We start from the raw sequence: 24,934 nt of genomic DNA on the forward strand, positions 1-24,934 counted from the left end.
CCTCAGCGCATTTCCTTGCGCGCGTTGTAGACGTTCCAGATCAGGATCGGCGACACGAGCAGCATGATGACGATCGCGCTGGCCGAACCGACGCCCCAGTCGCTGGCGCGGAACAGCTTGTCGAACATGTAGTTCGCAAGCACCTGCGTCTCCCACTGACCGTTGGTCATGGCGAAGACGATATCGAAGACCTTGAGCACCACCAAGGTAATCGTGGTCCAGACGACGACGATCGTGCCCATGATCTGCGGCACCTTGATCTTGAAGAAGATGTCGAACGGGTTGGCGCCGTCGATGACAGCAGCTTCAACCGTTTCTTCCGGGATGCCACGAAGGGCCGCGGAGAGGATCACCATGGCAAATCCGGTCTGAATCCAGATCAGCACGACCATCAGGAAGAAGTTGTTCCAGAAGGGAATTGTCAGCCAGGTCTGCGGCTGGCCATAGGGAAGGCTTACGGTCAATAGCGAGAAGATGGACTTGACCGACAACCACAGGAGCCAAGCGCCTCCAAGCGCGACCACGGCGCGCAGCGGAATTGCCCACCACGAACCGCGTCCGCGGCGGTTTTCACCCCAAATGAGCGGTCTGAGCGAGAGATAGACGCCGTAGGCCATGAAGGCTCCGAACGCCAGAACTAGCAGCGCCGGGACAATGCGCAGGAAAAGGAACGAGAGCGGCCCGCCTTCGAAAGAGAGCCAGACAGCGTTCAGGACGCCGATCTGCTCCTGATCGGCAGCGCGTGTATCGTAGATCAGCTTGAAGATGACTGACGCGCCAACGAAGGAGATCGCCATCGGCATGAAAACCAGCGATTTGGCGATATTGCCCCAGCCGATCCGGTCCGTCAGCTGCGCGGCGAGCAGGCCGAAGGCGGTCGACGCGGCCGGAACAACGATCAGCCAGAGCATGTTGTTGCGCATGGCTTCCCAGAATTTCGGCTCACTCATCATCTGGGAATAATTGTCAAAGCCGACAAAGGCGCCGCCGGCATCACGGTCGGTGAACGACAGGCGCAACGTCTCAACGACGGGATATGCGAGATAGAGGCCGAGAGCGAAGATCGCCGGGAACAGGAAAAGCCAGGGGCGGACCATGTTCGCGCGGTTGATGTTGCGGCCCGCGTTGTCCCCGGTTGGCGGGAATATGAATCTGTCCAGTATCTGGTTCGACAGGTAGAAGTAGCCGATACAGCCGCCGACGCCGACGATGATGGTGATCAATCCCTGTAAAGCCGGATGCATGGCGTCCTCCCGATCCCCCAGTCCACATTCTGGCAGTCTGGCCGTCCGGGGCAAGGTGCCCCGAACGGTCGTGGTTCAATAAGACGAGCCTATTTGAGTGCGTCCCAGGAAGCCTGGATTTCGGCTGCGACTTCTTCAGCAGGCTTGCCGCCCGCGTAGTCGACCATGCCGGTCCAGAACGACCCGGCGCCGACACCGCCCGGCATCAGATCGGAACCGTCGAAACGGAACGTCGTCGCCGAGGTCAGGATCTCGCCGAGCGCCCGTTTGGTGTCGTCGGAATAAGTCTCGGGATTGGCCGACGTCAGCGGGGTCAGGAAGCCCTGCCCGGGGATCGCCATCCAGACCTCATGGGCAATCGGCGTCTGCAGAAACTCGATCAGGGCCTTTGCGCCCGGGCTGTCGTTGGTGATCGCGAACAGTGTTCCGGCACCGAGAAGCGGGTTGCCGAGATCCTTGCCTTCATAGGCAGGGAAATAGAAGAAATCCGCGTCCAGACCCACTTCCGTGCCTTCCGGGAAGAACGCCGGAATGAAGGATGCCTGGCGATGCATGTAGCACTGCGGCGGTACGGCGAAGAGGCCCTTCGGGCTGTCGCGGAAGTCCGTCGATGCGACAGCGCCTGCGCCGCCGGCGACAAAGTCCTCGTTGCGGGCGAACCAGCCGAACTCCTCGATCGCGCCTATGACAGCCGGATCGTCGAACGGTATCTCGTTGGTCACCCACTGGTCATAAACCTCGGGCGTCTGGGTGCGGAGCATCATGTCCTCGACCCAGTCCGTCGCCGGCCAGCCGGTGGCACCGCCGGAGCCCAGTCCTATACACCACGGGGTTTCGCCATCAGCGACGATTTGCTCGGTCAGGGCCTTCAGATCCTCCATGGTCTCCGGGACCTCGTAACCGGCATCCTCGAAGTTTTCCGGTACGTACCAAACCAGCGATTTCACGTCCGCCTTGTAGGGGAAGGCGTAGAAGGCGCCCTCGCCGTCCTTGCCCGCATATGTGCCGAGATCGACCCAAGACTGCCCAGCGGCATAGTTTTCGGCCATCCAAGAGGCCGCATCCTCGCCGAGCGGAGTCAGGAAACCGCGTCTGGCGAGATCGGCAGCCAGGCCAGGCTGTGGAAACACCGCGACGTTGGGTGCCGAACCCGCTTCCGCATCGACAACGATCTGCTGCTCGAAACTGTCCGAACCAGTGTAGCGGACGTCCGCGCCGGTCGCCGCTCCAAAGTAGGCAAGAACGGCCTCAATCGCCTGCTGATCCGGGCCAAGCCATGGCCCAAAGACCGTAACCTGCTCCCCGGCGAGATCGTTATCGGCTTTAAAGGCCTCGTAACTGTCCCAGTTAAAGGCGCCCTCGCCGACCGGGAATTGAAGGTCCTGTGCCTGCGCGGAAAGCGCAGACAGGACCAAGGCGGCAACGCCCGCCGTCAGTGTCTTCTTCATTGAAAATCCTCCCAGGATTGAAACAAGCAAGCACAAAATGATTAGGCCATTCGCACAGACAAAGCCAGTCAAAGCGCTTTGGCTACCAGACCCTTGGACTTGACGCCGACGGAGTCAAGGGAAATGTTTCCCGGTTCCCGGGTGCTCAAGAACCACGCCGCAGCGGGGTGCGGCGTAAGTCCCTCAAAGCGAAACTCTTTTTTTCGAAATTTGAAAAAATCGAGCTTACTCATTATCCAAAGCCCTTTGACTGGCCTTCGAGGAGGCAAACGTTGAACCTGAAGGAACTATCGCGAAGACTCGGCCTATCGCAGACAACAGTCAGCCGCGCCCTCAACGGGTACCCGGAAGTCAGCGAGAAGACGCGCCGGCGCGTGGCGGAATATGCCGAGCGCCTGAATTATCAGCCCAACCCGAATGCAACGCGGCTTGCGACTGGCAAGTCGAACACCATCGGCCACGTCATCCCGCTTTCCGGGCATGACATGATCAATCCGCATTTCAGCGACTTTATTGCCGGCGCGGGAGAAGTCTACAACCGTCGCGGCTACGACATGCTGATTTCGGTGGTCAACGCCGCCGAACAGTCAATGACCTACAAGACATTCCATCGCAACAAGCGTGTCGACGGGGTGATAGTCCACTCGCCGACCATTGATGACGACCGCATCGCGATGCTCAACAGGATGCGCATTCCATTCGTCGTCCATGGACGAACCGGCGACCCCGAAGACAGTTACTCCTGGGTCGACGTGGACAATGCGGATGCCTTTCAGAAGGCGACCCGCTACCTGCTGGAACTCGGTCATCGTCGCATTGCCCTGATTAACGGTCTCGAACCCATGACATTTGCTGCCCGCCGGCGGGAGGGCTACGAAGCAGCACTTGTCGGCTTTGGCCTAAAGCCGGACAAGGGACTGGTCGGCTCCGCTGAAATGATCGAGCCCAACGGGCACAAGTGGATGGGCCGGCTCCTCGATTCTCCCGCCCCGCCCACTGCCGTGCTGTGCTCAAGTATCCTGACAACGATGGGTGCAATGCGTTTGCTGCGGGAACGCGGACTGACGCCGGGGCGGGATATGTCCATCGTGGGTTATGACGATCGGCTGTCATTCCTTCCGTCGTCAGGGGAGGACAAGGCGCTGACGGCGGTGCGGTCGGGCATTCGCCTCGCCGGGAGCCATTGCGCCGACATGCTGATCGACCAGATCGAGGGCAAGACGGGAAACCGGCACCTACTGCTCGAAGCGGAATTCGTAATCGGGAACTCGACCGGCCCGGCTCCGCGAAATTAAGGCTCGCCGGCAACGCAGAGGCCCAGACCAACTGAAGGCAATCGTCCATCTGCGCTGCGGCAGGGCTGTTCCGACCCGCCAAAGAGCACGCCACCGAAACCAGATTTGGCCCGCTTGGATTTTCGCCTCGATCCATCTAGGTTCCCGCCGAAATCAAGAGGGGATATCACCACCATGAAACTGGTACGCTTCGGCCCGATCGGGCGGGAAAAACCCGGACTCGTCGACGGTTCCGGCACGATCCGCGATCTTTCCGCCCATATCGACGATATCGACGGTACGAATCTCGGCAAGGATTCCCTGGAGCGGCTCAGGTCACTCGACGTGTCGACGCTTCCCGAGGTCGATGCCTCTACCCGGCTTGGCGCGTGTGTGGGCAATATCGGAAAATTCCTCTGTATCGGCCTGAACTATTCTGACCATGCAGCGGAATCGAACCTTCAGATCCCCGAACATCCGATCCTGTTCATGAAAGCGACGTCCGCCGTTGTCGGGCCGAACGACACGGTTGAAATTCCGCGCGGCTCCAAGGCAACCGACTGGGAAGTCGAACTCGGCGTCGTCATCGGCACCAAGGCCAAATACGTCAAGAAGGAAGACGCGCTTTCCCACGTCGCCGGTTATTGCGTCATCAACGATGTCTCGGAGCGGGACTATCAGACCCGCCTCAGCGGCCAGTGGACGAAAGGAAAGTCGTGCGACACGTTCGGCCCGACCGGCCCGTGGCTTGTCACCGCCGATGAGATTCCCGATCCGCAATCGCTGGACCTTTATCTCGACGTCAACGGCAAGCGAATGCAGACAGGCACGACTGCCAAGATGATCTTCGACGTCGGGACAATCATCGAGCACCTGTCATCGCTGATGACACTACATCCCGGCGACGTGATTACCACCGGCACGCCGCCCGGCGTCGGCATGGGCATCAAGCCGGAACCCGTGTACCTCAAGCCCGGCGACACCATGGAACTGGGGATTTCCGGTCTGGGCGTGCAACGCCAAAACGTCGTCCAGGGCTGACTTTCAGGCGCCGATACCTTCACGGTTTTCCGCGGCGCGGTACACGCCGAGAATGCGGAAATGCTCCGAGAAGAAGCCGAGTTCCTCAAACGCCAGCTTGACGTTGCGGTCGTCCGGATGCCCCTCGATGTCGGCGTAGAACTGCGTTGCGAAGAACTTCCCGCCAAGCTGGTAGCTCTCCAGCTTGGTCATGTTGACGCCGTTGGTCGCAAAGCCCCCCATCGCCTTGTAGAGTGCGGCGGGAATGTTACGGACGCGGAACACGAATGTTGTCATCATCGTCTCGCCGTCCTCTGCGCGCGCGGTATAATCCTCGTTCTTAGACAGCACGACGAACCGGGTAATGTTGTTCTCGTGATCCTCGACGTTGCGGCTGAGAATATCGAGGCCGTACATCTCGGCTGCGAGTTCGGGAGCCAGCGCGGCCATTGACCTGTCGCGTGTCTCGGCAACCAGCTTGGCGGCGCCGGCCGTGTCACCGGCCACCATCGGTTTCCAGCCATTTTCGCGGATCACGTTGCGGCACTGACCGAGCGCGTGAATGTGGCTGTGCACCGTGCGAATGTCGTCTTTCCCGGCGCCGGGAAGAACCATGAGTTGGAAATGGATCGGCAGGAAATATTCACCGACGATGTGGAGGCGCGATTCCGGCAACAGATGGTGGATGTCGGCGACCCTGCCTGCGATGGTGTTTTCGATCGGAATCATGGCGAGCGCCGCGGCGCCGCTTTCGACCGCATTGAACGCATCCTCGAAAGTGGCGCATGGCATCGGCTGCATGTCCGGATACATGTTGCGGCAGGCCGTGTCCGAGTTGGCGCCGGGCTCGCCCTGAAAGGCGATGAGGTTCAATGCTTCCGTCATGTCCGTTTCCACTATGTCGCAAGAATGGCGCGAGCGCGCTCGAGGTCCGCCTGCGTATCCACGCCGAGTGGAACAGTGTCAATGATGGCGACGTGTATCGCCATGCCCGCCTCGAGCGCGCGCAGCTGCTCCAGTTTCTCGCGGGTTTCGAGCTGGGACGGCGGCAGGGCAACGAACCTCTCGAGCGCGGCGCGGCGATAGGCATACAGCCCGATGTGGTGGTAGAGCGGCCCCTCTCCCCACGGCGCGGTGGCGCGAGTGAAATACAGCGCACGCAGCAGGGTTGCGCCGAGCGGCGTACCGACGATCTTGACGACATTGGGGTTCGTCTTCTCGCGCTCGTCGGAAATCTCGGCGCCGAGCGTGGCAATATCGCAAGCCGTGTCGGCAAGGGGCTCGATCGATGCACGAATCGACGCCGCGTCGATGGTCGGCAGATCGCCCTGTACGTTGATGATAACGTCGTGGAGACGATCGGGGTCCACCATCCCGGCCGCCTCGCTGATGCGATCCGAGCCGGATGCATGATCGTCCCGTGTCATGACGGCGCGCACTCCAGCGTCCGTAACAGCGTCAAAGACGCGCGCGTCGTCAGTGGCGACGGCGACCAGGCCACAGTCGGCTTCAAGCGCCCTTTCGGCTACCTGTACGATCATCGGTTTTCCGGCAATCTCGGCGAGCGGTTTGCCCGGCAGGCGCATCGACGCCATGCGCGCCGGAATGAGAATCAGGGGATGCATTCAGTGCGGTTCCAGAGGGCGGCACGGGTGTCAAAAGGTCTCAAGGCTGCGACCTTATATGTGTTGCAAGGCCGGATCAAAAGACCTAGGTTCCGCGCGAATTCGCGCAGGGCCTCCCTGCGCGATCTTGCATGATATGGGATTTGGTTGAGCAATGAATTCGTCGAAGTTGAATATGTATGCCGGCACCTTTCTGGGTGCGGTCTTCGTCGTGATGACGGTCGGCATTCTCGGTGACGCGATTTTCCACAGCGAAGAGCCGGAACAGGAGGGCTTTGCAATCGCTGTTTCCGAAGGCGCCGCGACAACGGACGAAGGCGGCACCGAGACGGCTGGCCTTGAGCCGATCGGACCGCTGCTGGCGAGCGCTGACCCAGCGGCCGGCGAGAACGGATTCAAGAAGTGCGCGGCCTGCCATACCGTCGAAGAGGGCGGCGCCGACAAGGTCGGACCGAATCTCTGGAATATCGTCAACCGGCCCGTGGCAGCTGTGGACGGTTTCAAATATTCGTCGGCCCTTCAGGAGTTCGCCGCCGACGGTGCCGTCTGGGACTACGAGCATCTAGACGGCTTCCTGCACAAGCCAAAGAGCTACGTGCCCGGCACGGCGATGGGTTTCGCCGGCCTTTCAAAGGCCGAGGACCGCGCAGAGATGATCGCCTATCTGCGGACCCTTTCGGGCGATCCCGCCCCCCTGCCCAGCGCTGAAGCCGCCGTACCGGAGGCTGCCACGCCAGAGGCGGTAGAACAGGCAAGCGGCGAAACCTCGCCGGAACCGGCAGCCGAGACAGCGACAGCCACGGCGGAAGCGACGGACACGACGGAAGCCACCGGCGGAACTGAAACGGCCGCCGAGGGCGCCGCGGCAGGCGGCTTTGCAGCGCTGGTGGCGTCGGGAGATGTCGCAGCGGGCGAGAAAGATTTTCGCAAATGCGCGGCGTGCCACACGGTCGAGGAAGGCGGCGCCAACAAAGTCGGGCCGAACCTCTGGAATGTCGTCAACCGCCCGGTCGCCGCGCATGAGGACTACAAATATTCGCCGGCACTTCAGGAGTTTGCCGCTGGTGGCGCGGTCTGGGATTATGACAACCTCAGCGCCTTCCTTCAAAAGCCGAAGGATCTGGTGAAGGGAACGAAGATGTCGTTTGCCGGCATTCGCGATGACGAGGACAGGGCAAACATGGTCGCCTACCTGCGCAGCCTAGCAAGCGAACCCGCACCGCTGCCCTGACCAGTGACCGGCGGTGTGAACGCCGCGGGACGATTGACGATGCATAAACAGCCGGGCGCCTCGCCCGGCTTTTTTTGCCTTTGATTCCCCGCATTCGGCCTTAAGTTCGAAGGAGCAAAGGAAAAGGAGCGATCGTGCCAAACCAGAGCCTATTCGTCCATATTCTCCTCGCCGCCAGTTTCGCCCTCGCCTTACCGGGGTTTTCGAGCGCCCAGGATGGCGGATGGAGGCACGCGACCAGCCTAATCGGCGAACCGAAATACGCGGAAGGCTTCGAGCGGTTCGACTACGTCAATCCCGACGCGCCGAAGGGCGGCTCGCTGCGTCTTTCGGAAACGGGCAGCTTCGATACCCTCAATCCCATCCTTTCCAAGGGCGAAGTCGCATCAGGGCTCGGAGCGTTCGTCTACGAGACATTGATGAAAAGCTCCCTCGACGAAGTCTCTGCAGAGTACGGTCTCCTTGCTGAAGCCCTTTCCTATCCCGACGATTTTTCCGAGGTCAGCTACCGGCTGCGCGCCGATGCGCGCTGGCATGACGGCGAACCGGTCACCGCCGAAGACGTTGTCTGGTCGTTCGAAAAACTCGTCGAGTTGAACCCGCAGCGCCGCTTCTACTATCAGCACGTGACCGGCGCGGAAGCAGTCGATGAACGAACCGTGCGCTTCACCTTCGACGAGAAGGACAACAAGGAGCTTCCGCACATCGTCGGCCAGGTGCCGGTGCTTCCGAAGCATTGGTGGGAGGGCAAGGATGCCAGCGGTGAACAGCGGGACATCTCGGGTTCGACGCTGGAGCCGCCGCTCGGGTCGGGTCCGTATCGGGTTTCCGCGATGAATCCCGGATCCACGCTCACCTTCACAAGGGTGGCGGATTATTGGGGAGCCGAACTTCCCGTAAACGCCGGTCAGCATAACTTCGAGACCATCACCTACAATTACTATCGTGACCGGAACGTCGAGTTCGAAGCCTTCAAAGCCGACGAATTCGACTTCTGGAACGAGAACGAAGCCAAACGCTGGGCGACAGCCTACGATTTCCCGGCGGCGCGTGACGGGAGTATCGTGAGGGAGGAACTGGAGAACCCCTATCGGGCACAGGGCGTGCTCGTGGGGTTTGTGCCGAACCTGCGCAAACCGATGTTTCAGGATGCGAGAGTGCGCCGCGCTCTCAACCTCGTCTTTGACTTCGAGACGCTGAACAAGACAATCTTCTACGACCAGTATGAGCGGGTGGACTCGTTCTTCTACGGCACGCCTCTGCGCTGGGAGGGGTTTCCGGAAGGTCGCGAACTGGAGATTCTCGAGACGGTCCGCGACCAGGTTCCATCGGCGGTCTTTACGAAGGAATACACCAATCCGGTGAGCGGGGGCGGGCGACAACAACGGCAGAATCTGCGCGAGGCGCTGCGGCTTCTTCTGGAGGCAGGGTACGAGCAGAGCGACGGCGTGATGGTTCACAAGGAGACCGGACAGCCGCTGTCTTTCGAACTGCTTTTGAACGGTCCGACGATCGAGCGGGTAGCGCTGCCATTCGCGGAAGACCTGCGCAAGATCGGCGTGGAAATGCGGGTGCGCAGCGTCGAGCCGTCGCAATACGTCGCCCGCGCCCGGAGCCGGGACTTCGACATGATCTACACCGGCTGGGCCCAGTCGCTGTCCCCCGGAAACGAACAATTCGATTACTTCGGTTCGAAAGCAGCGGACAGCGAAGCCTCGCAAAATTTCGCGGGGATCAAGGATCCGGCGGTCGATGCGCTGATCAGGCGCGTGGTGTTCGCCAAGGACCGCGACGAACTGATCGCCGCGACGAAGGCGCTCGACAGGGTACTGATGGCCAACCAGTATGTGATCCCGAGCTACACCTCACGAGAAGCCCGGATCGCCTATTGGGACCGCTTCGCCCACCCCGAGCCGCTGCCCGAATATTCGATCGGCTTTCCGGAAATCTGGTGGTACGAGGCGGAGAAGGCCGCTGCGATCCAGTGAGATTCGGGCGGAGAGAATTTCTCGCCCTGGCAGGCGGCTTCGCCTCAAGTGCCGCCCTCCCGAAACTGTCGCTCGCCGAAAATCCGCCCGGGAGGCCGCTGCACGGGTTATCGGCTTTCGGCGACCTCGGATACGAAGCCGGGTTCAGCCATTTCCGGTACGCATCGCCGGACGCGCCCAAGGGTGGGACCTTCAATTTCCAACCTTCCTATTGGTTCTTCAATCAGAACACACAGACCTTCAACACGCTGAACAGCTTCGTGCGCCGTGGCGACGCACCGCCCCGCATGGAAAACTGCTTCGACAGCCTGATGGTCACGGCGTGGGACGAGCCGGACGCAATCTATGCCCATCTGGCCGAAAGCGTCACCATCTCTGCCGATGGCAACCGGTTCACGTTTCGATTGCGGCCGGAGGCGCGCTGGCACGATGGTTCGCCGATCACCGCCGCGGACGTCGCGTTCTCCTACAGGACGCTGAAGAAGGACGGCCACCCACAGCTCTTGCTGCCATTGCGGGTGCTCGAAGACGCGGTGGCCGAGGACGACAGGACAGCGATCCTGATTTTCGACGGGACTCAATCGGCGCAAGCAATCCTCACGATCGCGGCCACGTACCCGATCCTCTCGTCAGAATGGTACGAGCCGCGGGACTTCCTTGCCTCGACGCTCGAACCGCCGCTTGCATCCGGTCCATATCGCGTCGGCCGCTTCAGTGCCGGGAGTTTCACCGAATATGAGCGCGTCGAGAATTACTGGGCCAAGGATCTGGGCACCGTTCGCGGTCTCGATCATTTCGACACGATCCGCATCGAGTTCTATCAGGAGCGCCAAGCCGGGTTCGAAGCCTTCAAGAAGGGCAACATCACCTGGCGGGAGGAGTTCACCTCGAAGAGCTGGGTGACAGAATACGACTTTCCCGCAATCGCCGAAAAAAAGGTGGTGAAGCGGCTCTTCGACGACGAGGCCCGCCCGTCGATGCAGGCGATGGCGCTCAATCAACGCCGCGAGCGGTTCCGCGACCGCCGGGTCCGCGATGCGATCTCACGGTGTTTCGATTTCGAATGGACCAATCGCAACCTGTTCTACGAGGCCTACCAAAAGAGCCACTCACTGTTTTCCGGCTCCCCCTACGAGACGGCCGGACCACCGGTCGCCTTGGAACGGGCACTGATAGAGCGGCTCGGCGCAGCCCACGAACTGCCAGAGGGAATTTACGACGACGCCTATCAGGAAGCTCCGAGCGACGGTTCCGGGCGCGACCGGACGCGCCGGCGTACGGCCATCGGGCTTCTGAACGCTGCAGGCTGGAGCAACGACAACGGAACGCTGCGCAACGCATCGGGCGATACGCTGGACCTCGAGATCCTGATCCGGTCCAGCGTCTTTGAACGGGTGTACAATCCGTGGGTTACGACCATGCGGTCGATCGGCATCAATGCATCGCTTCGGCTCGTCGATCCGGCGCAATACCAAGCAAGAACGGCTTCATTCGATTTCGATATGGCCGGCTACGCCCTGAACTGGGAGGCGACGCCGGTGAACTCCGGATTGGAGAACGCCTTTGGCAGCGGCTCGGCAGACGTGGAGGGCTCACGCAATTGGCCCGGCACGGCCGACCCGCTGGTCGACGCAATTATTCACGAGGTGGGCGCTGCCGCCAACCGGGAGGATCACAGGACCGCGATGCGCGTGCTCGACAGGGTCTTGCGTCTGAGGCGAGACTGGATTCCTAGTTGGACATCGGCGAATCACCGTGTCGCCTACTGGGACATGTTCGGCTTCAAGGAGCCGAAGCCCGACTATTTCTGGCCGGTGGAACGGCTCTGGTGGGTCGACCAGGAAAAAGCAACGACGCTTGGAAAGGCTTGACGTGATGACATCGACCGCCGGGAGGGCCGCCTGACATGGGCGCCTATATCCTGCGCCGCCTGTTGCTCATGGTGCCGACCATATTCGGTATCATGGCGATCTCCTTCGCCGTCATCCAGTTCGCGCCGGGGGGGCCCGTCGAACGGGTGATCGCCGATCTGACCGGTCAGGGCGGGGACGCCACAGACCGCATCACGGGCGGCAGCGGCGACTTCGGCGGCCAGGAGGATCTCGGCTCCTCGGTGGAAAGCAGTTCATCATCGTCCGAATATCGCGGCGCGCAGGGTCTCGATCCGGAGTTCATCGCCGAGCTGGAAAGGCAATTCGGTTTCGATAAGCCACCGCTGCAGCGTTTCGGCCTTATGATCTGGAACTACATCCGGTTCGACTTCGGCGAGAGTTATTTCCGCGACATCGCGGTCATCGACCTGATTCTCGAAAAGATGCCGGTTTCGATCTCGCTCGGAATCTGGATCACGCTGATCTCCTACGGCATCTCGATACCGCTGGGCATCCGTAAGGCGGTGAAGGACGGCTCGACCTTCGATGTGTGGACAAGCGGGGCAATCATCGTCGCCTATGCCATTCCAGGCTTCCTGTTCGCGATCCTGCTGATCGTGCTGTTTGCGGGCGGGTCGTTCTTCGACTGGTTCCCGCTGCGCGGGCTGACATCGGACAACTGGTCCCAACTTTCCTGGCCGGCGCGCATCGTGGACTATTTCTGGCATCTGACACTCCCCTTGACCGCGATGGTGCTGTCGGCATTCGCAACGTCGACGCTGCTCACCAAAAATTCGTTCCTCGACGAGATCCGCAAGCAATACGTGATCACGGCCCGCGCCAAGGGCCTGAACGAGCGTCAGGTGCTCTACGGCCACGTGTTCCGCAATGCCATGCTGATCATCATCGCCGGTTTTCCGGGCGCGTTCATTTCAGCTTTTTTCACCGGATCTCTGCTGATTGAAACGATCTTCTCGCTCGACGGGCTCGGCCTGCTCGGCTTCAACTCCGTTGTCGGGCGCGACTACCCCGTGGTTTTCGCGACGCTCTACATCTTCTCGCTGATCGGTCTGCTGGTCGGCCTTCTCTCCGATCTGATGTACACGTGGATCGACCCGCGCATCGATTTCGAACGGAGGGACGTCTGAGAATGGATCAGTCCGCTCCCTTATCCGGCACCAAGGCGGCGACTCGCCCTGCTCGCCGGCCGTTTCTTTCGCCGCTCAATCAACGGCGCTGGCAGAACTTCAAGGCGAACCGTCGCGGCTACTGGTCGCTCTGGATTTTCCTTGCGCTTTTCATCCTGTCGATGTTCGCCGAGTTCATCGCCAATGACCGGCCAATCCTGGCGTCATACAAGGGAGAACTTCTGACGCCGGTTTTCCGGAACTATTCCGAGCGGGTGCTGTTTCCAGACGATCCGCTGGCGCTGCCGCGCATAGATTTCACCGACCCCTTCATCCAGGACGAGATCAAGGCCGAGGGCTGGATGATCTGGCCCCCGATCCGCTACTCCTACAGGACGGTCAACAAGGAAGTCCCAACCGCGGCGCCGTCGAAGCCGGCCTTTCTGTTCGACGGCCGCGAGGAACTATGCGGACGATATCTCGACGGCGTCGAGGATCCCAACTGCACTGGGGGTAACTTCAACTGGCTCGGGACCGACGACCAGGCGCGCGACGTTCTGGCACGGCTGATTTACGGGTTCCGGATATCCGTGCTTTTCGGACTGATCCTGACCGCGGCCTCAGCGGTGGTGGGCGTCACCTTCGGCGCGATCCAAGGATATTTCGGCGGCTGGACCGACCTGATTGGCCAACGGATGATCGAGATCTGGTCGTCGATGCCGGTTCTCTACCTGCTGCTGATAATCGCCGCCATCCTGCCTCCGGGATTTTGGATTCTCCTCGGAATCATGCTGCTGTTTTCGTGGGTCAGCTTCGTCGGCATCGTCCGGGCCGAATTCCTGCGCGCGCGCAACTTCGAGTATGTGAACGCGGCGCGGGCGCTCGGCGTGCGCAACAGGACGATCATGTTCCGGCATCTGCTGCCGAATGCGATGGTCGCCACGCTGACCTTCCTGCCTTTCATTCTGAACGGCTCGATAACAACGCTAACAGCGCTCGACTTTCTCGGCTTCGGCCTGCCCCCCGGCTCCGCCTCGCTTGGCGAACTGATCCTGCAGGGCAAGAACAACCTGCAGGCGCCATGGCTCGGTTTCTCCGGGTTCATCGTCATCTCGCTGATGCTGTCGCTGCTGATCTTCATCGGCGAAGCGACGCGCGACGCCTTCGATCCGAGGAAGACCTTCGCATGAGCGGAACGCCCCTTCTCTCCGTGCGAGACCTCTCCGTGGCATTCACGCAAGGTGGCGAGACCAGCGTGGCCGTCGACCGGGTATCGTTCGACATCAATGACGGCGAGACCGTCGCGCTGGTCGGCGAATCCGGATCGGGCAAGTCGGTCTCCGCCCTGTCCATCCTGAGGCTGCTGCAGTATCCGGCGGCCAGCCACCCGTCCGGCCAGGTCCTCTTCCAGGGGAAGGATCTGCTTAGCGCCCACGACAAGACCTTGCGCAAGGTCCGTGGCGACGACGTCACGATGATCTTCCAGGAACCTATGACCTCGCTCAATCCGCTTCATCCGATCGAGAGGCAGATCGGCGAAATCCTGAAACTGCACGGCGCCGGTCCGGATACCGATATCCGAGCACGCACGCTTGAGATGCTTGAGCAGGTCGGAATCCGCGACGCCGAGAAGCGGCTAAAGGCCTATCCACACCAACTGTCCGGCGGGCAACGTCAGCGCGTGATGATCGCCATGGCGCTCGCCAACCGGCCGAAGCTGCTGATCGCCGACGAGCCGACAACCGCGCTGGACGTGACGGTGCAGGCGCAGATCCTGCTGCTGCTCGACACGTTGAAGCGCGAGCACCGCATGTCGATGCTGTTCATCACCCACGATCTCGGCATTGTCCGCAAGATCGCCGACCGGGTCTGCGTCATGACAGATGGCAAGATCGTCGAAACCGGTGCGACGGAAGAGATCTTTCAGAATCCGCAGCACGACTATACCAAGCACCTTCTCGCGGCGGAGCCGAAGGGCAAGCCGATTCCGCTCAACGACAATGCGCCTGTGGTAATGACGGGCGACGGTGTCAGGGTTTGGTTCCCGATCCGAAAGGGTTTCATGCGACGCACAGTCGACAACGTAAAGGCGGTCGACGAGATCGACGTGCGCGTTCGCTCCGGACAGACCCTCGGCGTCGTCGGCGAGTCCGGCTCGGGCAAGACAACGCTCGGCCTGGCGCTGACCCGGATGATCTCGTCAGACGGACAGATCAATTTTAACGGACAGGATATCGGCGAGTACTCGTTCAGCGACATGCGGCCGCTGCGCAGCGATATCCAGATCGTCTTTCAGGATCCGTTCGGATCGCTGAGCCCGCGCATGTCGATTGCGGAAATCGTCGGAGAAGGACTGTCTATCCATGAACCTTCGTTGACGCGCGACGAACGTGACAGCCGTGTCGTCGCAGCCCTGGAGGAGGTCGGCCTCGATGCGTCAACACGGTTTCGCTATCCGCACGAATTCTCCGGCGGCCAGCGCCAGCGCATCGCCATCGCGCGCGCGATGGTGCTGAAGCCGAAATTCGTTATGCTGGACGAGCCCACCTCAGCGCTCGACATGAGCGTGCAGGCCCAGATCGTCGACCTGCTGCGCGATCTGCAGCGCAAATATGACCTTGCCTACCTGTTCATCAGCCACGACCTGAAGGTCGTGCGCGCGCTGGCGAACGAGGTGATGGTGATGCGCAACGGCAAGATCGTCGAATTCGGTCCGGCCGAGCAGATATTTGACGATCCGCAAACCGAATATACGAAGGCGCTGATGGCGGCCGCGTTCGAGATCGAAGTCGCTCCGAGCGGAGTGGTCAATGAATAGGGACGGGGAACGGGGCAAGGTTCTCCTGTCGGTCACCGGATTCGACCCCGCTGCATGGCATGACGCCCTGAAACAGGCCGCGCCGCAGCGCGACATCGTCTTGCGTGCCGACAAGGCCGGTGACCCGGACATTACCTATGCCGTGGTCTGGAAACAGCCGCCCGGCGTATTGCGCGATCTGCCGAACCTGAGGGCGGTGTTCTCGATCGGCGCTGGCGTTGACCACATCTTTTCCGGGGACGAGGTTCCGGACGTGCCGATCGTGCGCGTGGTCGCTGACGACCTGACCGAACGGATGAGCGAATACGTCGTCTGGCAGGTGCTCGACCATCACCGGAAAGGCCCGCTCTACCGGGAGCAGCAATCGAAGACGATCTGGCATGAGGTGCGAATGCAACCGGCTGCCAAGGAAGTGTCGGTCGGCATTCTCGGCCTTGGCACGCTTGGACGCGACGCCGCCAACAAGCTGCGGATGCTCGGTTTCAAGGTTGCCGGTTGGAGCCGAACGCCGAAGCAAATGGAGGGCGTGCAAACATATGCGGGCCGGTCTGGGTTGGACGAATTCCTCGCCGTGAGCGATGTCGTGGTCTGCCTGCTGCCGCTTACACAAGAGACACATGGCATTCTGTCAGCGTCATTCTTCGAAAAGATGAAGCGGCATGGCGCACTTGGCGCGCCGGTGCTGATCAATGCCGGGCGCGGCGGCCTGCAGGTCGAGACCGACATCATCGAGGCGCTGGACGCGGGACGGCTCGGCGCGGTGACGCTCGATGTCTTTCAGACGGAGCCGCTTCCTGCGGACAGTTCCCTGTGGCGTCACCCGAATATAACGATTACGCCGCATTGCGCGGCAACCTCCGACCCGAGGGCGCTTGTTCCGCCGATGGTCGCGCAGATGGACGCGCACGATGCGGGCAAGCCGCTGGTCAATCTCGTTGACCGAGAAGCCGGCTACTGACCAAGGACCGAACGCGGCATAATGTTCCTGCAAGCCAAGAGGCACTGGAATGGCCACGACACCGGACGCAACGTTGCCGATCACAGGGAAGGTGTTCATCGCATGTAGCCTCGACGGCTTCATCGCACGTGAGAACGGCGACATAGACTGGCTGAACCGCTATCCCGATACGGGCGACGATTATGGCTACGCCAGCTTCATGGATACGGTCGACGGTCTCGTCATGGGACGCGCCAGCTATGAAGGTGTGCTTCGCTTCGAAGACTGGCCATACACCAAACCTGTGGTGGTTTTGTCGTCCAGCCTGGACGACACGTCCGTACCACCCAGATTGAGGGGGAAGGTTCGCATCAGCAACCGTACACCGCGCGCCATCATGCAGGAGTTGGCGAAGGAGGGGTGGCGAGCCGCATATGTCGACGGAGGCAGGTTGATCCAGTCCTTCCTCGCCGAAAGGCTGATCGGCGAAATGACCATCACGCAGATTCCTGTGCTGCTTGGACGCGGCCGACGCCTGTTCGGTGTGGTGGAACAGGATATCGAACTTTTCCTGGAAGAAACGCGCCGGTACCCGGCCGGCTTCGTCCAGTCGCGGTACCGGGTCGGAACATGATTCCAATCAGGGGCGACGCACGCTTGTCGGGCGGCCGTACAGCGGCTCGATCCGGGCGATGGCGTCGTCCAGCGATTCAAGCGCCACGGTCATCGTGCTGCCGTTCGCGTGCAACATGTGACGAGCGTCAGTCATGATCCCGACATGGCCTTTCCAGAAGACGAGGTCGCCGCGTCTCAATCTGCTGTAGCCGTCCTTCGTCTCGATAGACTCGCCGATGCTCGCCTCCTGCATATCGGTGTCGCGTAGAACCGTTCTGCCTGTCATATGCATGGGCAGTTGCACGAGACCGGAGCAGTCGATCCCGAAAGCCGTCGTCCCGCCCCAGAGGTAGGGTGTGTGGAGCAGCGTCTCAGCGACGGCAACATAGTCCTTCGCCGGCTTATCGATGGCTGCTAGATGCGACTCGATGATCGCCGAACCGTCCGCCAGCACGGCGTACCGGTTTCCGCGGCGCTCTTCAGATCTGCTTACACAAACGGCCGACCCCATCGACAGGACTTGTCTCGGCGGCGAGCGGAGCTCCGGCTCCGAGTAGAGGAAGGTGCGCGGCGCCGTCACGCGATGGGTCGCGGCTGGCACTTCTTCTCCCAAGGAGGCAGAGCGCACATAACCGACATAGCCGTCGCGTTCGCCCTGAACCCACGCCCAGCCGTCCTGCGCATCGAAGACGCGAACGCCGTCGCCGAGCAGGAACTGGGTGTCGAGCCCCGCATCCCCGGACGGATCACGCCGGACGTCGCAGACCGGGACGACAACAACCGATTTCCGGCCTTCCACGAAACGAGGTGCCTCGACCAAACCCCGAAGACGGGCATCAGCGAGATCCTCCCGAAAGGCATTGAGGCGGCGGTCCAGGCCCTGCGTTTCGGCGATGGCGGTCACAATGGCAACTCCGCGGCCTTTCCGATTATCACGTCCGCGAAACGTTCAAGATAAAGTGCGCCATCCACGGTGCGCGAAATCACCACGTTGCGCTTGTCACGCGGGTCGCGATGTCGTGAGACGAGCTTGCGCGCACCCATCGAGTCGAGCGCGCGGGTAATCACCGGCTTGGTCACATTCAGCTTCGCCGCGAGCCCGCGCACAGTGTGCGGTGGAGGCTCGAGATAGATGGACAGCAATATCGCGCTCTGGCGCAAGGTGAGATCGGGCGCATCGTCCCGCACTTCGGAAACTGCGACGTGATGCCACAAAGCGAGCGCCTGACTCGGGCGCAACCGGATCGACATGATACCGCCAACGAACTTGTTTCGGTTCCGGCACAATACTTGTGAAACAGGGAAAAGCCAATCAGTTCCGCGTTACCCCATAACGCTGGCGAAGGGCCGCGAAGATGGCCCGGATGGCGTGCGCCTCACCGCCGACAGGCGCATGCGGCTTTGCGACCGGATTCCACGCAAAGATGTCGAAATGCGCCCAGCTTTTTGCGCCGGTCACAAATTGCTGGAGGAACAGGGCGGCCGTCACCGATCCGGCAAAGCCATCCGTGGTCACGTTGCAGAGATCCGCGACGCCGGAGGACAGACCGCGTAGATAGGGCGCCCACAAGGGCAATCTCCAAACCGGGTCGTGTTCAATCAGCGATGCGGCGGAGAGACTGTCGGCGAACGCGTCGTCGGTCGTAAAGAACGGAGGAACGTCGGGGCCGAGGGCGACACGCGCGGCGCCCGTCAGGGTCGCCATGTCGAGGATCATGTCGGGTTTCTCCTCGTCTGCGAGCGCGATCGCGTCAGCGAGCACAAGCCGCCCTTCAGCGTCCGTATTGCCGATCTCGACGGTCAATCCCTTGCGGCTGCGATAGATGTCGCCCGGGCGAAACGCGCTGCCCGAGATCGCGTTCTCCACCGCCGGGATGAGCACACGCAAGCGAACGTCGAGGCGTGCGTCAATGACCAGTCTGGCGAGCGCCAGAATGTTCGCTGCGCCGCCCATGTCCTTCTTCATATTCCTCATGCCGCTCGCCGGCTTGATGTCGAGGCCTCCACTGTCGAAGCTGACGCCCTTTCCTACCAGCGTGAGACGGGGCGCGCCGCGTCGTCCCCAGCGCATGTCGATCAGGCGAGGTGCAGATTGCGAAGCCTGACCCACCGCATGAATCAACGGGAAGTTCTTCTTCTGAAGTTCGCCGCCCTTCACCACGCGGACGGACATCTTGCGGTCCTTTGCGACCAGCCGCGCCGCCGCCTCGATTCCGTCCGGGCCGAGATCGTTGGCCGGCGTATTGACGAGATCGCGCGCGAGCCAGACCGCTTCCGCCAGCGCGACAAGCTCCGACCGATCAAGGGAACCGTCGAGAATCAGGCTGGGCCGTTCCTCCGGGAATTTGCGATAGCGCGCAAAGCGGTAAGCTCCCATCAGGAACCCGAGCGATGCGAGGCGGATGTCGGCGGTGGACGGGCTGTCGAAGAACCAGTCTCCGGCCGGCAATTTCGACGCCAGCGCACCGGACACGAACGGATCATCGCCGTCGCCCAGACCCAGTACAGCCCCGGCTATGCCTCCGGGCTTTCTGTCTGGAACGACCAGCACGGTTCCAGCGCCGGCCTTGAAGGCGCTTGCATCGACCCAGTCCTGAACAGACGTTTCCAGTTCCGACGCTGCGCCCGCCCGCATGAGCCAGATAGGTTTCGCATTCTTTCGCGTGGTTTTCTCGGGTTTGAGAACGTCGGTAAGCATTGTTTTTCCGTGGTTGGACGCATCACGAATATGCGCGTTGCGATCGGGGGTCTTAACGATGCGTTAGGGTTAACAGAATATTTCTGTTTCGAAAGAACATCTTATCGTCGGCAGTTATGTTCGGAAAACCACTGCCCCGGGAGCGAAGCATGGAACCAACTTCAGGCAAAGCCCTCGCCGGGCCCTATGCGCGGAGAACGGCGCGCACCCCAGTCAGGTTCCTGGCCGTCCTGTTGGCCGCGACGGCCGTAACGGCATGCGCCAACCGGTCGCTGACCACCGGCTCCATCAACCGCAGCGCTCAGAAGCCGGTCGAGCAGTTGACCGCTGTGGAACTTCAGAGTGCCTTGGGCTCATACTCCAAGGCTTATGAGCGCGACCCGAAGGACAAGAACGTCGCGATGGCCTTCGCTTCGGTTCTGCGCATGAACGACCGCAACGAACAGGCGCTCGCCGTGATGCGCAAGGCTGCTATCGACCATCCTAAGGACCGGGATGTGCTGGCCGCCTATGGCAAGGCGCTGGCAAGCGCCGGCCAGTTCAACGCCGCGCTCGACGCCATCCAGCGCGCCCAGGATCCGACCCAACCCGACTGGCGACTGCTGTCTGCCGAAGGCGCGATTTACGATCAGACGAGCCGCCCCACTGAAGCGCGGGACCGGTATCAAAAGGCCCTCACGCTGCGGCCGGGCGAGCCAACGATTCTCTCCAACATGGGAATGAGCCACTTGCTGGAGGGCAGTCTTCCGCAAGCGGAAACCTACCTGCGAGAAGCGGCAGGACATCCGGCAGCCGACAGCCGAGTTCGGCAGAATCTTGCGCTCGTTATCGGATTGCAGGGACGTTTCGACGAGGCTCAGACCATTGCGCGCAATGAACTCTCACCTGAACAGGCGCAGGCCAATATTGCCTATCTGCGCGAGATGCTGTCGCAGCAGAACGCTTGGAACCTGATTGAGCAGGAGGAAAAGGAAAAGGCCGCCCAGTAGCCCTCGCGCAGGCCCACCTCGTTCACCTTAGCCAAAGCCAGCCGATGCTGGAAAGCGCGAGCAACCAGACGCCAATGATGACTACCGCCGCGGTCCTGCTGACCGGTCTGCCTTCTGCCGAAGCTGCCGACCGACGGTGTTCATCCAGAAGGTGCGGCGGGATCATTCGGATCGCCAGCCAGATTCCCAGGGGAACTATCACGATATCGTCGAGGTAGCCGAGCAGGGGAATGAAATCGGGAATCAGGTCGATCGGCGATAATGCATATGCGGCGACAAGAGCCGCGACCGTCTTCGCCGCATACGGCACCCGCGGATCACGCCCTGCCAGATAGAGCGCATGTATCTCGCGCTTGAGAGATCGAGCCCAGTCCTTGAGGGGAAATGCCATCTGCCAGCCGCCGGAATGAGCCGCGATCGCCAACGCAGATCAGAAGATGCCGCCGCGCTGCGAAATCTGAATGCCGGCCGGCCCTAGAATGACCCCAAACAGGACCGGCAGGAAGAACAGGATCATCGGAACCGTCAATTTGGGCGGGAGGGCCGCAGCCTTCTTCTCGGCCTCGTTCATTCTCTGGTCCCGGCTTTCGGCCGCAAGCACCCGGAGCGCCTGTCCGACCGGCGTTCCGTACCGCTCAGCCTGAATTAGCGCCTGGGAGACGGATTTGACGCTTTCGAGACCAGTCCTGTTCGCCAGGTTTTCATAGGCCAAACGGCGCTCCTGCAGAAAGGAAAGCTCCGCGCCGACGAGAACCAGTTCCTCTGCCAAGGGAATGGATTGCGTTCCGATTTCCTCCGATACCTTGCGAAACGCAGCCTCGATGGACATTCCAGATTCCACACAGATCAGCATCAGATCAAGTGCGTCAGGCCAAGCCTTCTTGATGGACGTCTTGCGCTTGCCGGCCTTGTTGGAAATGTAGATGTTCGGCGAATAAAAGCCGAGGTAGGCGAAACCAATGCAGGCCAGCAAACGTATGGCGGTCGGCTGTTCGGAGAGCCCGCCGAGACCAAACACGTACAGCAAGGCGACAATCAGGAAAGCGAAGGGCAGGACCAGCCGGAGAAACAGAAACACATTGAGCGGCTGTTGACCTCTGAACCCGGCGGCGCGCAGCTTTTCGATTGTCGCTGCGTCGGCGAGCGCCTTCTTCAGGTCCAGCCGCTCGACAACGGACCGCATGCCCCCGCTTTTCGCCTCCATACGAAGCGAGCCGCGATTCTGCTGTTTCTCGGAAGCTAGACGCGCGCGCTCCCGCGCCCGGATTTCATCGCGCTCGGTCGCTACGGTCTTCATCCGGGAACGGAGTTCATTGCCCCCCAGCAGTGGCGTGAGGAGCGTAAACAACGTCGCGAACACACTGATTGAAACCAGAATAGCCACGACGAATTGCGGCGAGGTGAGGAGTTCGACGATACCGTCAGACATGGCCGTTCACACCTCGAAGTTGATCATCTGGCGCATAACGAACACGCCAATGGCCATCCACACAGCGGACACGCCGAGGATCATATAACCCGTGTTCGTCGTGAACAGCAGCATGATGTAGGCGGGGCTGGTCAAGTAGACGAGTCCCGTGACTATAAAGGGCAGCGCGGCAATGATTGCCGCGGAGGCCTTCGCCTCCATCGACATGGCCGCAACCTTCGCCTTCATCTTCTTGCGGTCCCGCAGCACGCGCGACAAATTCCCAAGAGCTTCGGCGAGATTACCACCGGCGCTGGCCTGAATCTGGATGACGATTGCAAAGAAGTTGGCTTCGGGCAAAGGCATCGACTGATACATGCGCCCACACGCCTCCGGGGTGCTAAGACCTAGTTGCTGTGCCTCGACAATCCGCCGGAACTCGGCCTTCACCGGTTCGCGGGCTTCCGCGGCGATCAACCGCAAGCCGTCATTGAGCGGAAGACCGGATTTGATGGCGCGGACGATAACGTCGATCGCATTCGGAAATTCGTTCAGAAACGCTTTCATGCGGCGATTGCGCAAGAAGCCTACCGCCCAGCGCGGAACACCGACCGTTCCGACAAAAAAGACTCCGACAAGATAGAGAAACGGAACGCCAACCATCGCCATAAGAAGCGACAGAGCGGCACCACTGACCACCGAATAAAGATAGAATTGCTTGGTATCGATGCGCAGTCCGGCCTGCGTCAGCATCTGTTTCAATGACGGGCGTGTGGCGCCTTGCTCGCGCTTGGCGTTACGCTCTTCCAGTTCGCTGAGCGAATCCTGGATCTGCTTCTTTCGCTTGGCGCCTTCCGAGGCCCGATCGATAACCGCCTTGCGTGAGGCCGTATCAGTTTTCTGCGTCCTGATATTGGCGAGACGCCTCTTTTTCTTCTGTTCGTTTTCAATGTCCGTCAAGAACAGCGCGTAGAGAACGCCGCCGGCCGCAAGCCCGGCGAGAGCGATCATCGCGACGACGGAAACGGGTAGACCGAAGATCACCATTCCGGTCGACCTCGCAGGTTGTACCGAACGCGGATCACGAGCCTGCTACCTCCATCGAATCGAGCGCGGCAGCAAGCCTTTGCTCCTCGTTGTAGTAACGGGCGCGGTCCCACATCGCCGGACGGCCAACGCCGGTGGAACGGTGCTTGCCGATGATGCGGCCGGATGCGTCCTCACCCTCCATGTCGTAGACCATGAGATCCTGGGTGATGATGACGTCACCCTCCATTCCGATCACCTCGGTGACGTGGGTGATGCGCCGTGATCCGTCGCGCAGCCTGGCCGCCTGCACGATAATGTCGACTGACCCGACGATGATCTCGCGGACGGTCTTCTGCGGCAGCGTGAAGCCACCCATCGCGATCATCGATTCCATACGGCTCAGACATTCGCGGGGGGTATTCGCGTGGATCGTGCCCATGGAACCGTCATGGCCAGTGTTCATCGCCTGAAGCAGGTCAAACACTTCAGGTCCACGCACCTCACCGACGATAATCCGTTCGGGACGCATGCGCAGGCAGTTCCTGACGAGATCACGCATGGTTATCTCACCCTCGCCCTCAAGATTCGGCGGGCGGGTTTCGAGACGAACCACATGCGGCTGCTGAAGCTGGAGTTCCGCAGAATCCTCGCAGGTGATGATGCGCTCGTCCCCGTCGATATAACGTGTCAGACAGTTCAGGAGAGTTGTCTTACCAGAGCCCGTACCGCCGGAAATGACGACGTTGCAGCGTACACGGCCAATGATCTGAAGCAGCGTCGCGCCCTCAGGCGATATCGATCCGAAGTTTACCAGCTGATCGAGGGTCAGCTTGTCCTTCTTGAATTTACGAATCGTCAGTGCAGTGCCGTCGATAGCAAGCGGCGGTGCAATGACGTTCACACGCGAGCCGTCGGGCAGTCGCGCATCGCAAATTGGGCTGGACTCATCGACACGTCGCCCGACCTGGCTGACGATCCGCTGACAAATGTTGAGCAATTGCTGATTGTCACGGAACCGGATGTCCGCATCGACCACCTTGCCATTTACCTCAATGAAGGCGTGTTCGGCGCCGTTGATCATGATGTCGGCAATATCATCGCGAGCCAGCAACGGCTCAAGCGGACCATAGCCGAGAACATCATTGCAGATATCGTCGAGCAGTTCCTCCTGCTCGGAAATCGACATCGCGAAATTCTTGATCGCGATAATGTCATTGACGATATCGCGGATTTCCTCGCGCGCGCTCTCCGAGTCCAGCTTGGCGAGCTGCGAAAGATCGATGGTTTCGATCAGCGCGGAAAACACCTGCATCTTGGTGTCGTAATACACGTCGTTGCGCTGCGTTTTCGCACGCGGCTTGTCTGGGCCGGGCGCGGAATAGCGCGCCGACGAGGCCCGCGCCGCAGTCGACATGGCCTCAGGGGGCTTCGGCAAGGGAACCTCGCCTGATTGCGGCTCGCGAGCCGGTTTTTCATTGGCAGCGGCCGACGCCTCGGATTCCGGCTCCGACCAATCCAGCTTTTCCGGTGCTGGTTCAGCCGTGCGAGCCGGACCGCCGAACGATCCACCCGATCCGCCGCTGCCTTTTTTTCCGAACATCAATCCGTTCCG

The 24,934-nt window shown here is 61.0% G+C and carries 22 protein-coding genes; 11 read left to right on the forward strand and 11 right to left on the reverse strand.

The window, feature by feature from the left end; all coding sequences use genetic code 11:
• Window positions 1-2 precede the first annotated feature (2 nt).
• Both LC298_RS01480 and LC298_RS01485 read right to left on the reverse strand, forming a co-directional pair.
• Window positions 3-1,244 carry a carbohydrate ABC transporter permease gene (locus LC298_RS01480; RefSeq protein ID WP_131565313.1) on the reverse strand — a complete coding sequence of 414 codons (1,242 nt, stop codon included), beginning with the start codon at window positions 1,242-1,244 and terminating at the stop codon, window positions 3-5.
• 89 nt (window positions 1,245-1,333) lie between these two features.
• Window positions 1,334-2,692, reverse strand: coding sequence for an ABC transporter substrate-binding protein (locus tag LC298_RS01485; RefSeq protein ID WP_131565311.1), 1,359 nt, complete (start codon window positions 2,690-2,692; stop codon window positions 1,334-1,336).
• Window positions 2,693-2,964: 272 nt separating this feature from the next.
• Between LC298_RS01485 and LC298_RS01490 the strand changes: the two genes are divergently transcribed.
• Together LC298_RS01490 and LC298_RS01495 are read left to right on the forward strand one after the other, a co-directional pair.
• A complete protein-coding gene (locus LC298_RS01490; protein ID WP_131565309.1) occupies window positions 2,965-3,987 on the forward strand; it encodes a LacI family DNA-binding transcriptional regulator in 1,023 nt (340 codons plus the stop codon).
• Window positions 3,988-4,161: 174 nt separating this feature from the next.
• Window positions 4,162-5,007, forward strand: coding sequence for a fumarylacetoacetate hydrolase family protein (locus LC298_RS01495; RefSeq protein WP_131565307.1), 846 nt, complete (start codon window positions 4,162-4,164; stop codon window positions 5,005-5,007).
• A 3-nt stretch (window positions 5,008-5,010) separates the two neighbouring features.
• Here LC298_RS01495 and LC298_RS01500 read toward each other — a convergent pair whose 3' ends face one another.
• Complete coding sequence (locus tag LC298_RS01500) at window positions 5,011-5,871, reverse strand: prephenate dehydratase (protein ID WP_131565305.1); 861 nt, start codon at window positions 5,869-5,871, stop codon at window positions 5,011-5,013.
• Window positions 5,872-5,882: 11 nt separating this feature from the next.
• Window positions 5,883-6,611: a 3-deoxy-manno-octulosonate cytidylyltransferase gene (locus LC298_RS01505; protein ID WP_131565303.1), complete on the reverse strand. Its 729-nt coding sequence runs from the start codon at window positions 6,609-6,611 to the stop codon at window positions 5,883-5,885.
• A gap of 154 nt (window positions 6,612-6,765) precedes the next feature.
• Here LC298_RS01505 and LC298_RS01510 point away from each other — a divergent pair, with 154 nt between their 5' ends.
• From LC298_RS01510 to LC298_RS01545, 8 genes are all read left to right on the forward strand, one after another.
• Window positions 6,766-7,842 carry a c-type cytochrome gene (locus LC298_RS01510; protein WP_223385491.1) on the forward strand — a complete coding sequence of 359 codons (1,077 nt, stop codon included), beginning with the start codon at window positions 6,766-6,768 and terminating at the stop codon, window positions 7,840-7,842.
• A 134-nt stretch (window positions 7,843-7,976) separates the two neighbouring features.
• The gene (locus tag LC298_RS01515) at window positions 7,977-9,830 is read left to right on the forward strand and encodes an extracellular solute-binding protein (protein WP_223385492.1); all 1,854 of its coding nucleotides are present in this window, start codon (window positions 7,977-7,979) and stop codon (window positions 9,828-9,830) included.
• Window positions 9,794-11,701: an extracellular solute-binding protein gene (locus LC298_RS01520; protein WP_223385493.1), complete on the forward strand. Its 1,908-nt coding sequence runs from the start codon at window positions 9,794-9,796 to the stop codon at window positions 11,699-11,701. The genes LC298_RS01515 and LC298_RS01520 overlap by 37 nt, the downstream gene beginning before the upstream one ends.
• 35 nt (window positions 11,702-11,736) lie before the next feature.
• Window positions 11,737-12,849 carry a microcin C ABC transporter permease YejB gene (locus LC298_RS01525; protein WP_131565299.1) on the forward strand — a complete coding sequence of 371 codons (1,113 nt, stop codon included), beginning with the start codon at window positions 11,737-11,739 and terminating at the stop codon, window positions 12,847-12,849.
• Between the two features lie 2 nt (window positions 12,850-12,851).
• Window positions 12,852-14,018: an ABC transporter permease gene (locus tag LC298_RS01530; protein WP_131565296.1), complete on the forward strand. Its 1,167-nt coding sequence runs from the start codon at window positions 12,852-12,854 to the stop codon at window positions 14,016-14,018.
• Window positions 14,015-15,646 carry an ABC transporter ATP-binding protein gene (locus LC298_RS01535; protein WP_131565294.1) on the forward strand — a complete coding sequence of 544 codons (1,632 nt, stop codon included), beginning with the start codon at window positions 14,015-14,017 and terminating at the stop codon, window positions 15,644-15,646. Before LC298_RS01530 ends, LC298_RS01535 begins: the two co-directional genes overlap by 4 nt.
• Window positions 15,639-16,604, forward strand: a complete 966-nt coding sequence (locus tag LC298_RS01540; RefSeq protein ID WP_131565292.1) for a 2-hydroxyacid dehydrogenase — start codon at window positions 15,639-15,641, stop codon at window positions 16,602-16,604. The genes LC298_RS01535 and LC298_RS01540 overlap by 8 nt, the downstream gene beginning before the upstream one ends.
• 49 nt (window positions 16,605-16,653) lie before the next feature.
• On the forward strand, window positions 16,654-17,217 hold the full coding sequence (locus tag LC298_RS01545) for a dihydrofolate reductase family protein (protein ID WP_131565290.1): 564 nt from the start codon (window positions 16,654-16,656) through the stop codon (window positions 17,215-17,217).
• Window positions 17,218-17,223: 6 nt separating this feature from the next.
• Here the strand turns inward: LC298_RS01545 and LC298_RS01550 are convergent, their stop codons facing one another.
• The 3 genes from LC298_RS01550 to LC298_RS01560 all read right to left on the reverse strand — a co-directional run bounded on the left by LC298_RS01550 (window position 17,224) and on the right by LC298_RS01560 (window position 19,896).
• Window positions 17,224-18,093 (reverse strand): C40 family peptidase, encoded by an 870-nt coding sequence (locus tag LC298_RS01550; RefSeq protein WP_131565885.1) that lies wholly within the window; start codon window positions 18,091-18,093, stop codon window positions 17,224-17,226.
• Window positions 18,094-18,098: 5 nt separating this feature from the next.
• Window positions 18,099-18,449, reverse strand: a complete 351-nt coding sequence (locus LC298_RS01555; protein WP_131565288.1) for a MarR family winged helix-turn-helix transcriptional regulator — start codon at window positions 18,447-18,449, stop codon at window positions 18,099-18,101.
• 61 nt (window positions 18,450-18,510) lie between these two features.
• Window positions 18,511-19,896, reverse strand: coding sequence for a leucyl aminopeptidase family protein (locus LC298_RS01560; protein WP_131565286.1), 1,386 nt, complete (start codon window positions 19,894-19,896; stop codon window positions 18,511-18,513).
• Window positions 19,897-20,045: 149 nt separating this feature from the next.
• On the opposite strand from LC298_RS01560, the gene LC298_RS01565 reads away from it, so the two are divergent.
• Window positions 20,046-20,885, forward strand: a complete 840-nt coding sequence (locus LC298_RS01565) for a tetratricopeptide repeat protein (protein WP_131565284.1) — start codon at window positions 20,046-20,048, stop codon at window positions 20,883-20,885.
• Window positions 20,886-20,907: 22 nt separating this feature from the next.
• Here LC298_RS01565 and LC298_RS01570 read toward each other — a convergent pair whose 3' ends face one another.
• From LC298_RS01570 to LC298_RS01585, 4 genes are read right to left on the reverse strand one after another with little or no spacing between them, the layout of a single operon-like run.
• Entirely contained in the window at window positions 20,908-21,276 is a 369-nt protein-coding gene (locus LC298_RS01570; protein WP_131565282.1) for a YkvA family protein, read from the reverse strand.
• Between the two features lie 39 nt (window positions 21,277-21,315).
• Window positions 21,316-22,314 (reverse strand): type II secretion system F family protein, encoded by a 999-nt coding sequence (locus tag LC298_RS01575; RefSeq protein WP_131565280.1) that lies wholly within the window; start codon window positions 22,312-22,314, stop codon window positions 21,316-21,318.
• Window positions 22,315-22,320: 6 nt separating this feature from the next.
• Window positions 22,321-23,334 carry a type II secretion system F family protein gene (locus LC298_RS01580; RefSeq protein WP_131565883.1) on the reverse strand — a complete coding sequence of 338 codons (1,014 nt, stop codon included), beginning with the start codon at window positions 23,332-23,334 and terminating at the stop codon, window positions 22,321-22,323.
• A gap of 40 nt (window positions 23,335-23,374) precedes the next feature.
• Window positions 23,375-24,922: a TadA family conjugal transfer-associated ATPase gene (locus LC298_RS01585; RefSeq protein WP_131565278.1), complete on the reverse strand. Its 1,548-nt coding sequence runs from the start codon at window positions 24,920-24,922 to the stop codon at window positions 23,375-23,377.
• Window positions 24,923-24,934: the final 12 nt, after the last annotated feature.

The organism is Oricola cellulosilytica (genome assembly GCF_019966575.1).
Lineage (GTDB): Bacteria > Pseudomonadota > Alphaproteobacteria > Rhizobiales > Rhizobiaceae > Oricola > Oricola cellulosilytica.

Coding starts and splice junctions, on each gene's coding strand:
- LC298_RS01480 (WP_131565313.1), bottom strand. CDS start 1,244: ATGCATCCGGCTTTACAGGGATTGATCACCATCATCGTCGGCGTCGGC.
- LC298_RS01485 (WP_131565311.1), bottom strand. CDS start 2,692: ATGAAGAAGACACTGACGGCGGGCGTTGCCGCCTTGGTCCTGTCTGCG.
- LC298_RS01495 (WP_131565307.1), top strand. CDS start 4,162: ATGAAACTGGTACGCTTCGGCCCGATCGGGCGGGAAAAACCCGGACTC.
- LC298_RS01500 (WP_131565305.1), bottom strand. CDS start 5,871: ATGACGGAAGCATTGAACCTCATCGCCTTTCAGGGCGAGCCCGGCGCC.
- LC298_RS01505 (WP_131565303.1), bottom strand. CDS start 6,611: ATGCATCCCCTGATTCTCATTCCGGCGCGCATGGCGTCGATGCGCCTG.
- LC298_RS01510 (WP_223385491.1), top strand. CDS start 6,766: ATGAATTCGTCGAAGTTGAATATGTATGCCGGCACCTTTCTGGGTGCG.
- LC298_RS01525 (WP_131565299.1), top strand. CDS start 11,737: ATGGGCGCCTATATCCTGCGCCGCCTGTTGCTCATGGTGCCGACCATA.
- LC298_RS01530 (WP_131565296.1), top strand. CDS start 12,852: ATGGATCAGTCCGCTCCCTTATCCGGCACCAAGGCGGCGACTCGCCCT.
- LC298_RS01535 (WP_131565294.1), top strand. CDS start 14,015: ATGAGCGGAACGCCCCTTCTCTCCGTGCGAGACCTCTCCGTGGCATTC.
- LC298_RS01540 (WP_131565292.1), top strand. CDS start 15,639: ATGAATAGGGACGGGGAACGGGGCAAGGTTCTCCTGTCGGTCACCGGA.
- LC298_RS01545 (WP_131565290.1), top strand. CDS start 16,654: ATGGCCACGACACCGGACGCAACGTTGCCGATCACAGGGAAGGTGTTC.
- LC298_RS01555 (WP_131565288.1), bottom strand. CDS start 18,449: ATGTCGATCCGGTTGCGCCCGAGTCAGGCGCTCGCTTTGTGGCATCAC.
- LC298_RS01560 (WP_131565286.1), bottom strand. CDS start 19,896: ATGCTTACCGACGTTCTCAAACCCGAGAAAACCACGCGAAAGAATGCG.
- LC298_RS01565 (WP_131565284.1), top strand. CDS start 20,046: ATGGAACCAACTTCAGGCAAAGCCCTCGCCGGGCCCTATGCGCGGAGA.
- LC298_RS01570 (WP_131565282.1), bottom strand. CDS start 21,276: ATGGCATTTCCCCTCAAGGACTGGGCTCGATCTCTCAAGCGCGAGATA.
- LC298_RS01575 (WP_131565280.1), bottom strand. CDS start 22,314: ATGTCTGACGGTATCGTCGAACTCCTCACCTCGCCGCAATTCGTCGTG.
- LC298_RS01585 (WP_131565278.1), bottom strand. CDS start 24,922: ATGTTCGGAAAAAAAGGCAGCGGCGGATCGGGTGGATCGTTCGGCGGT.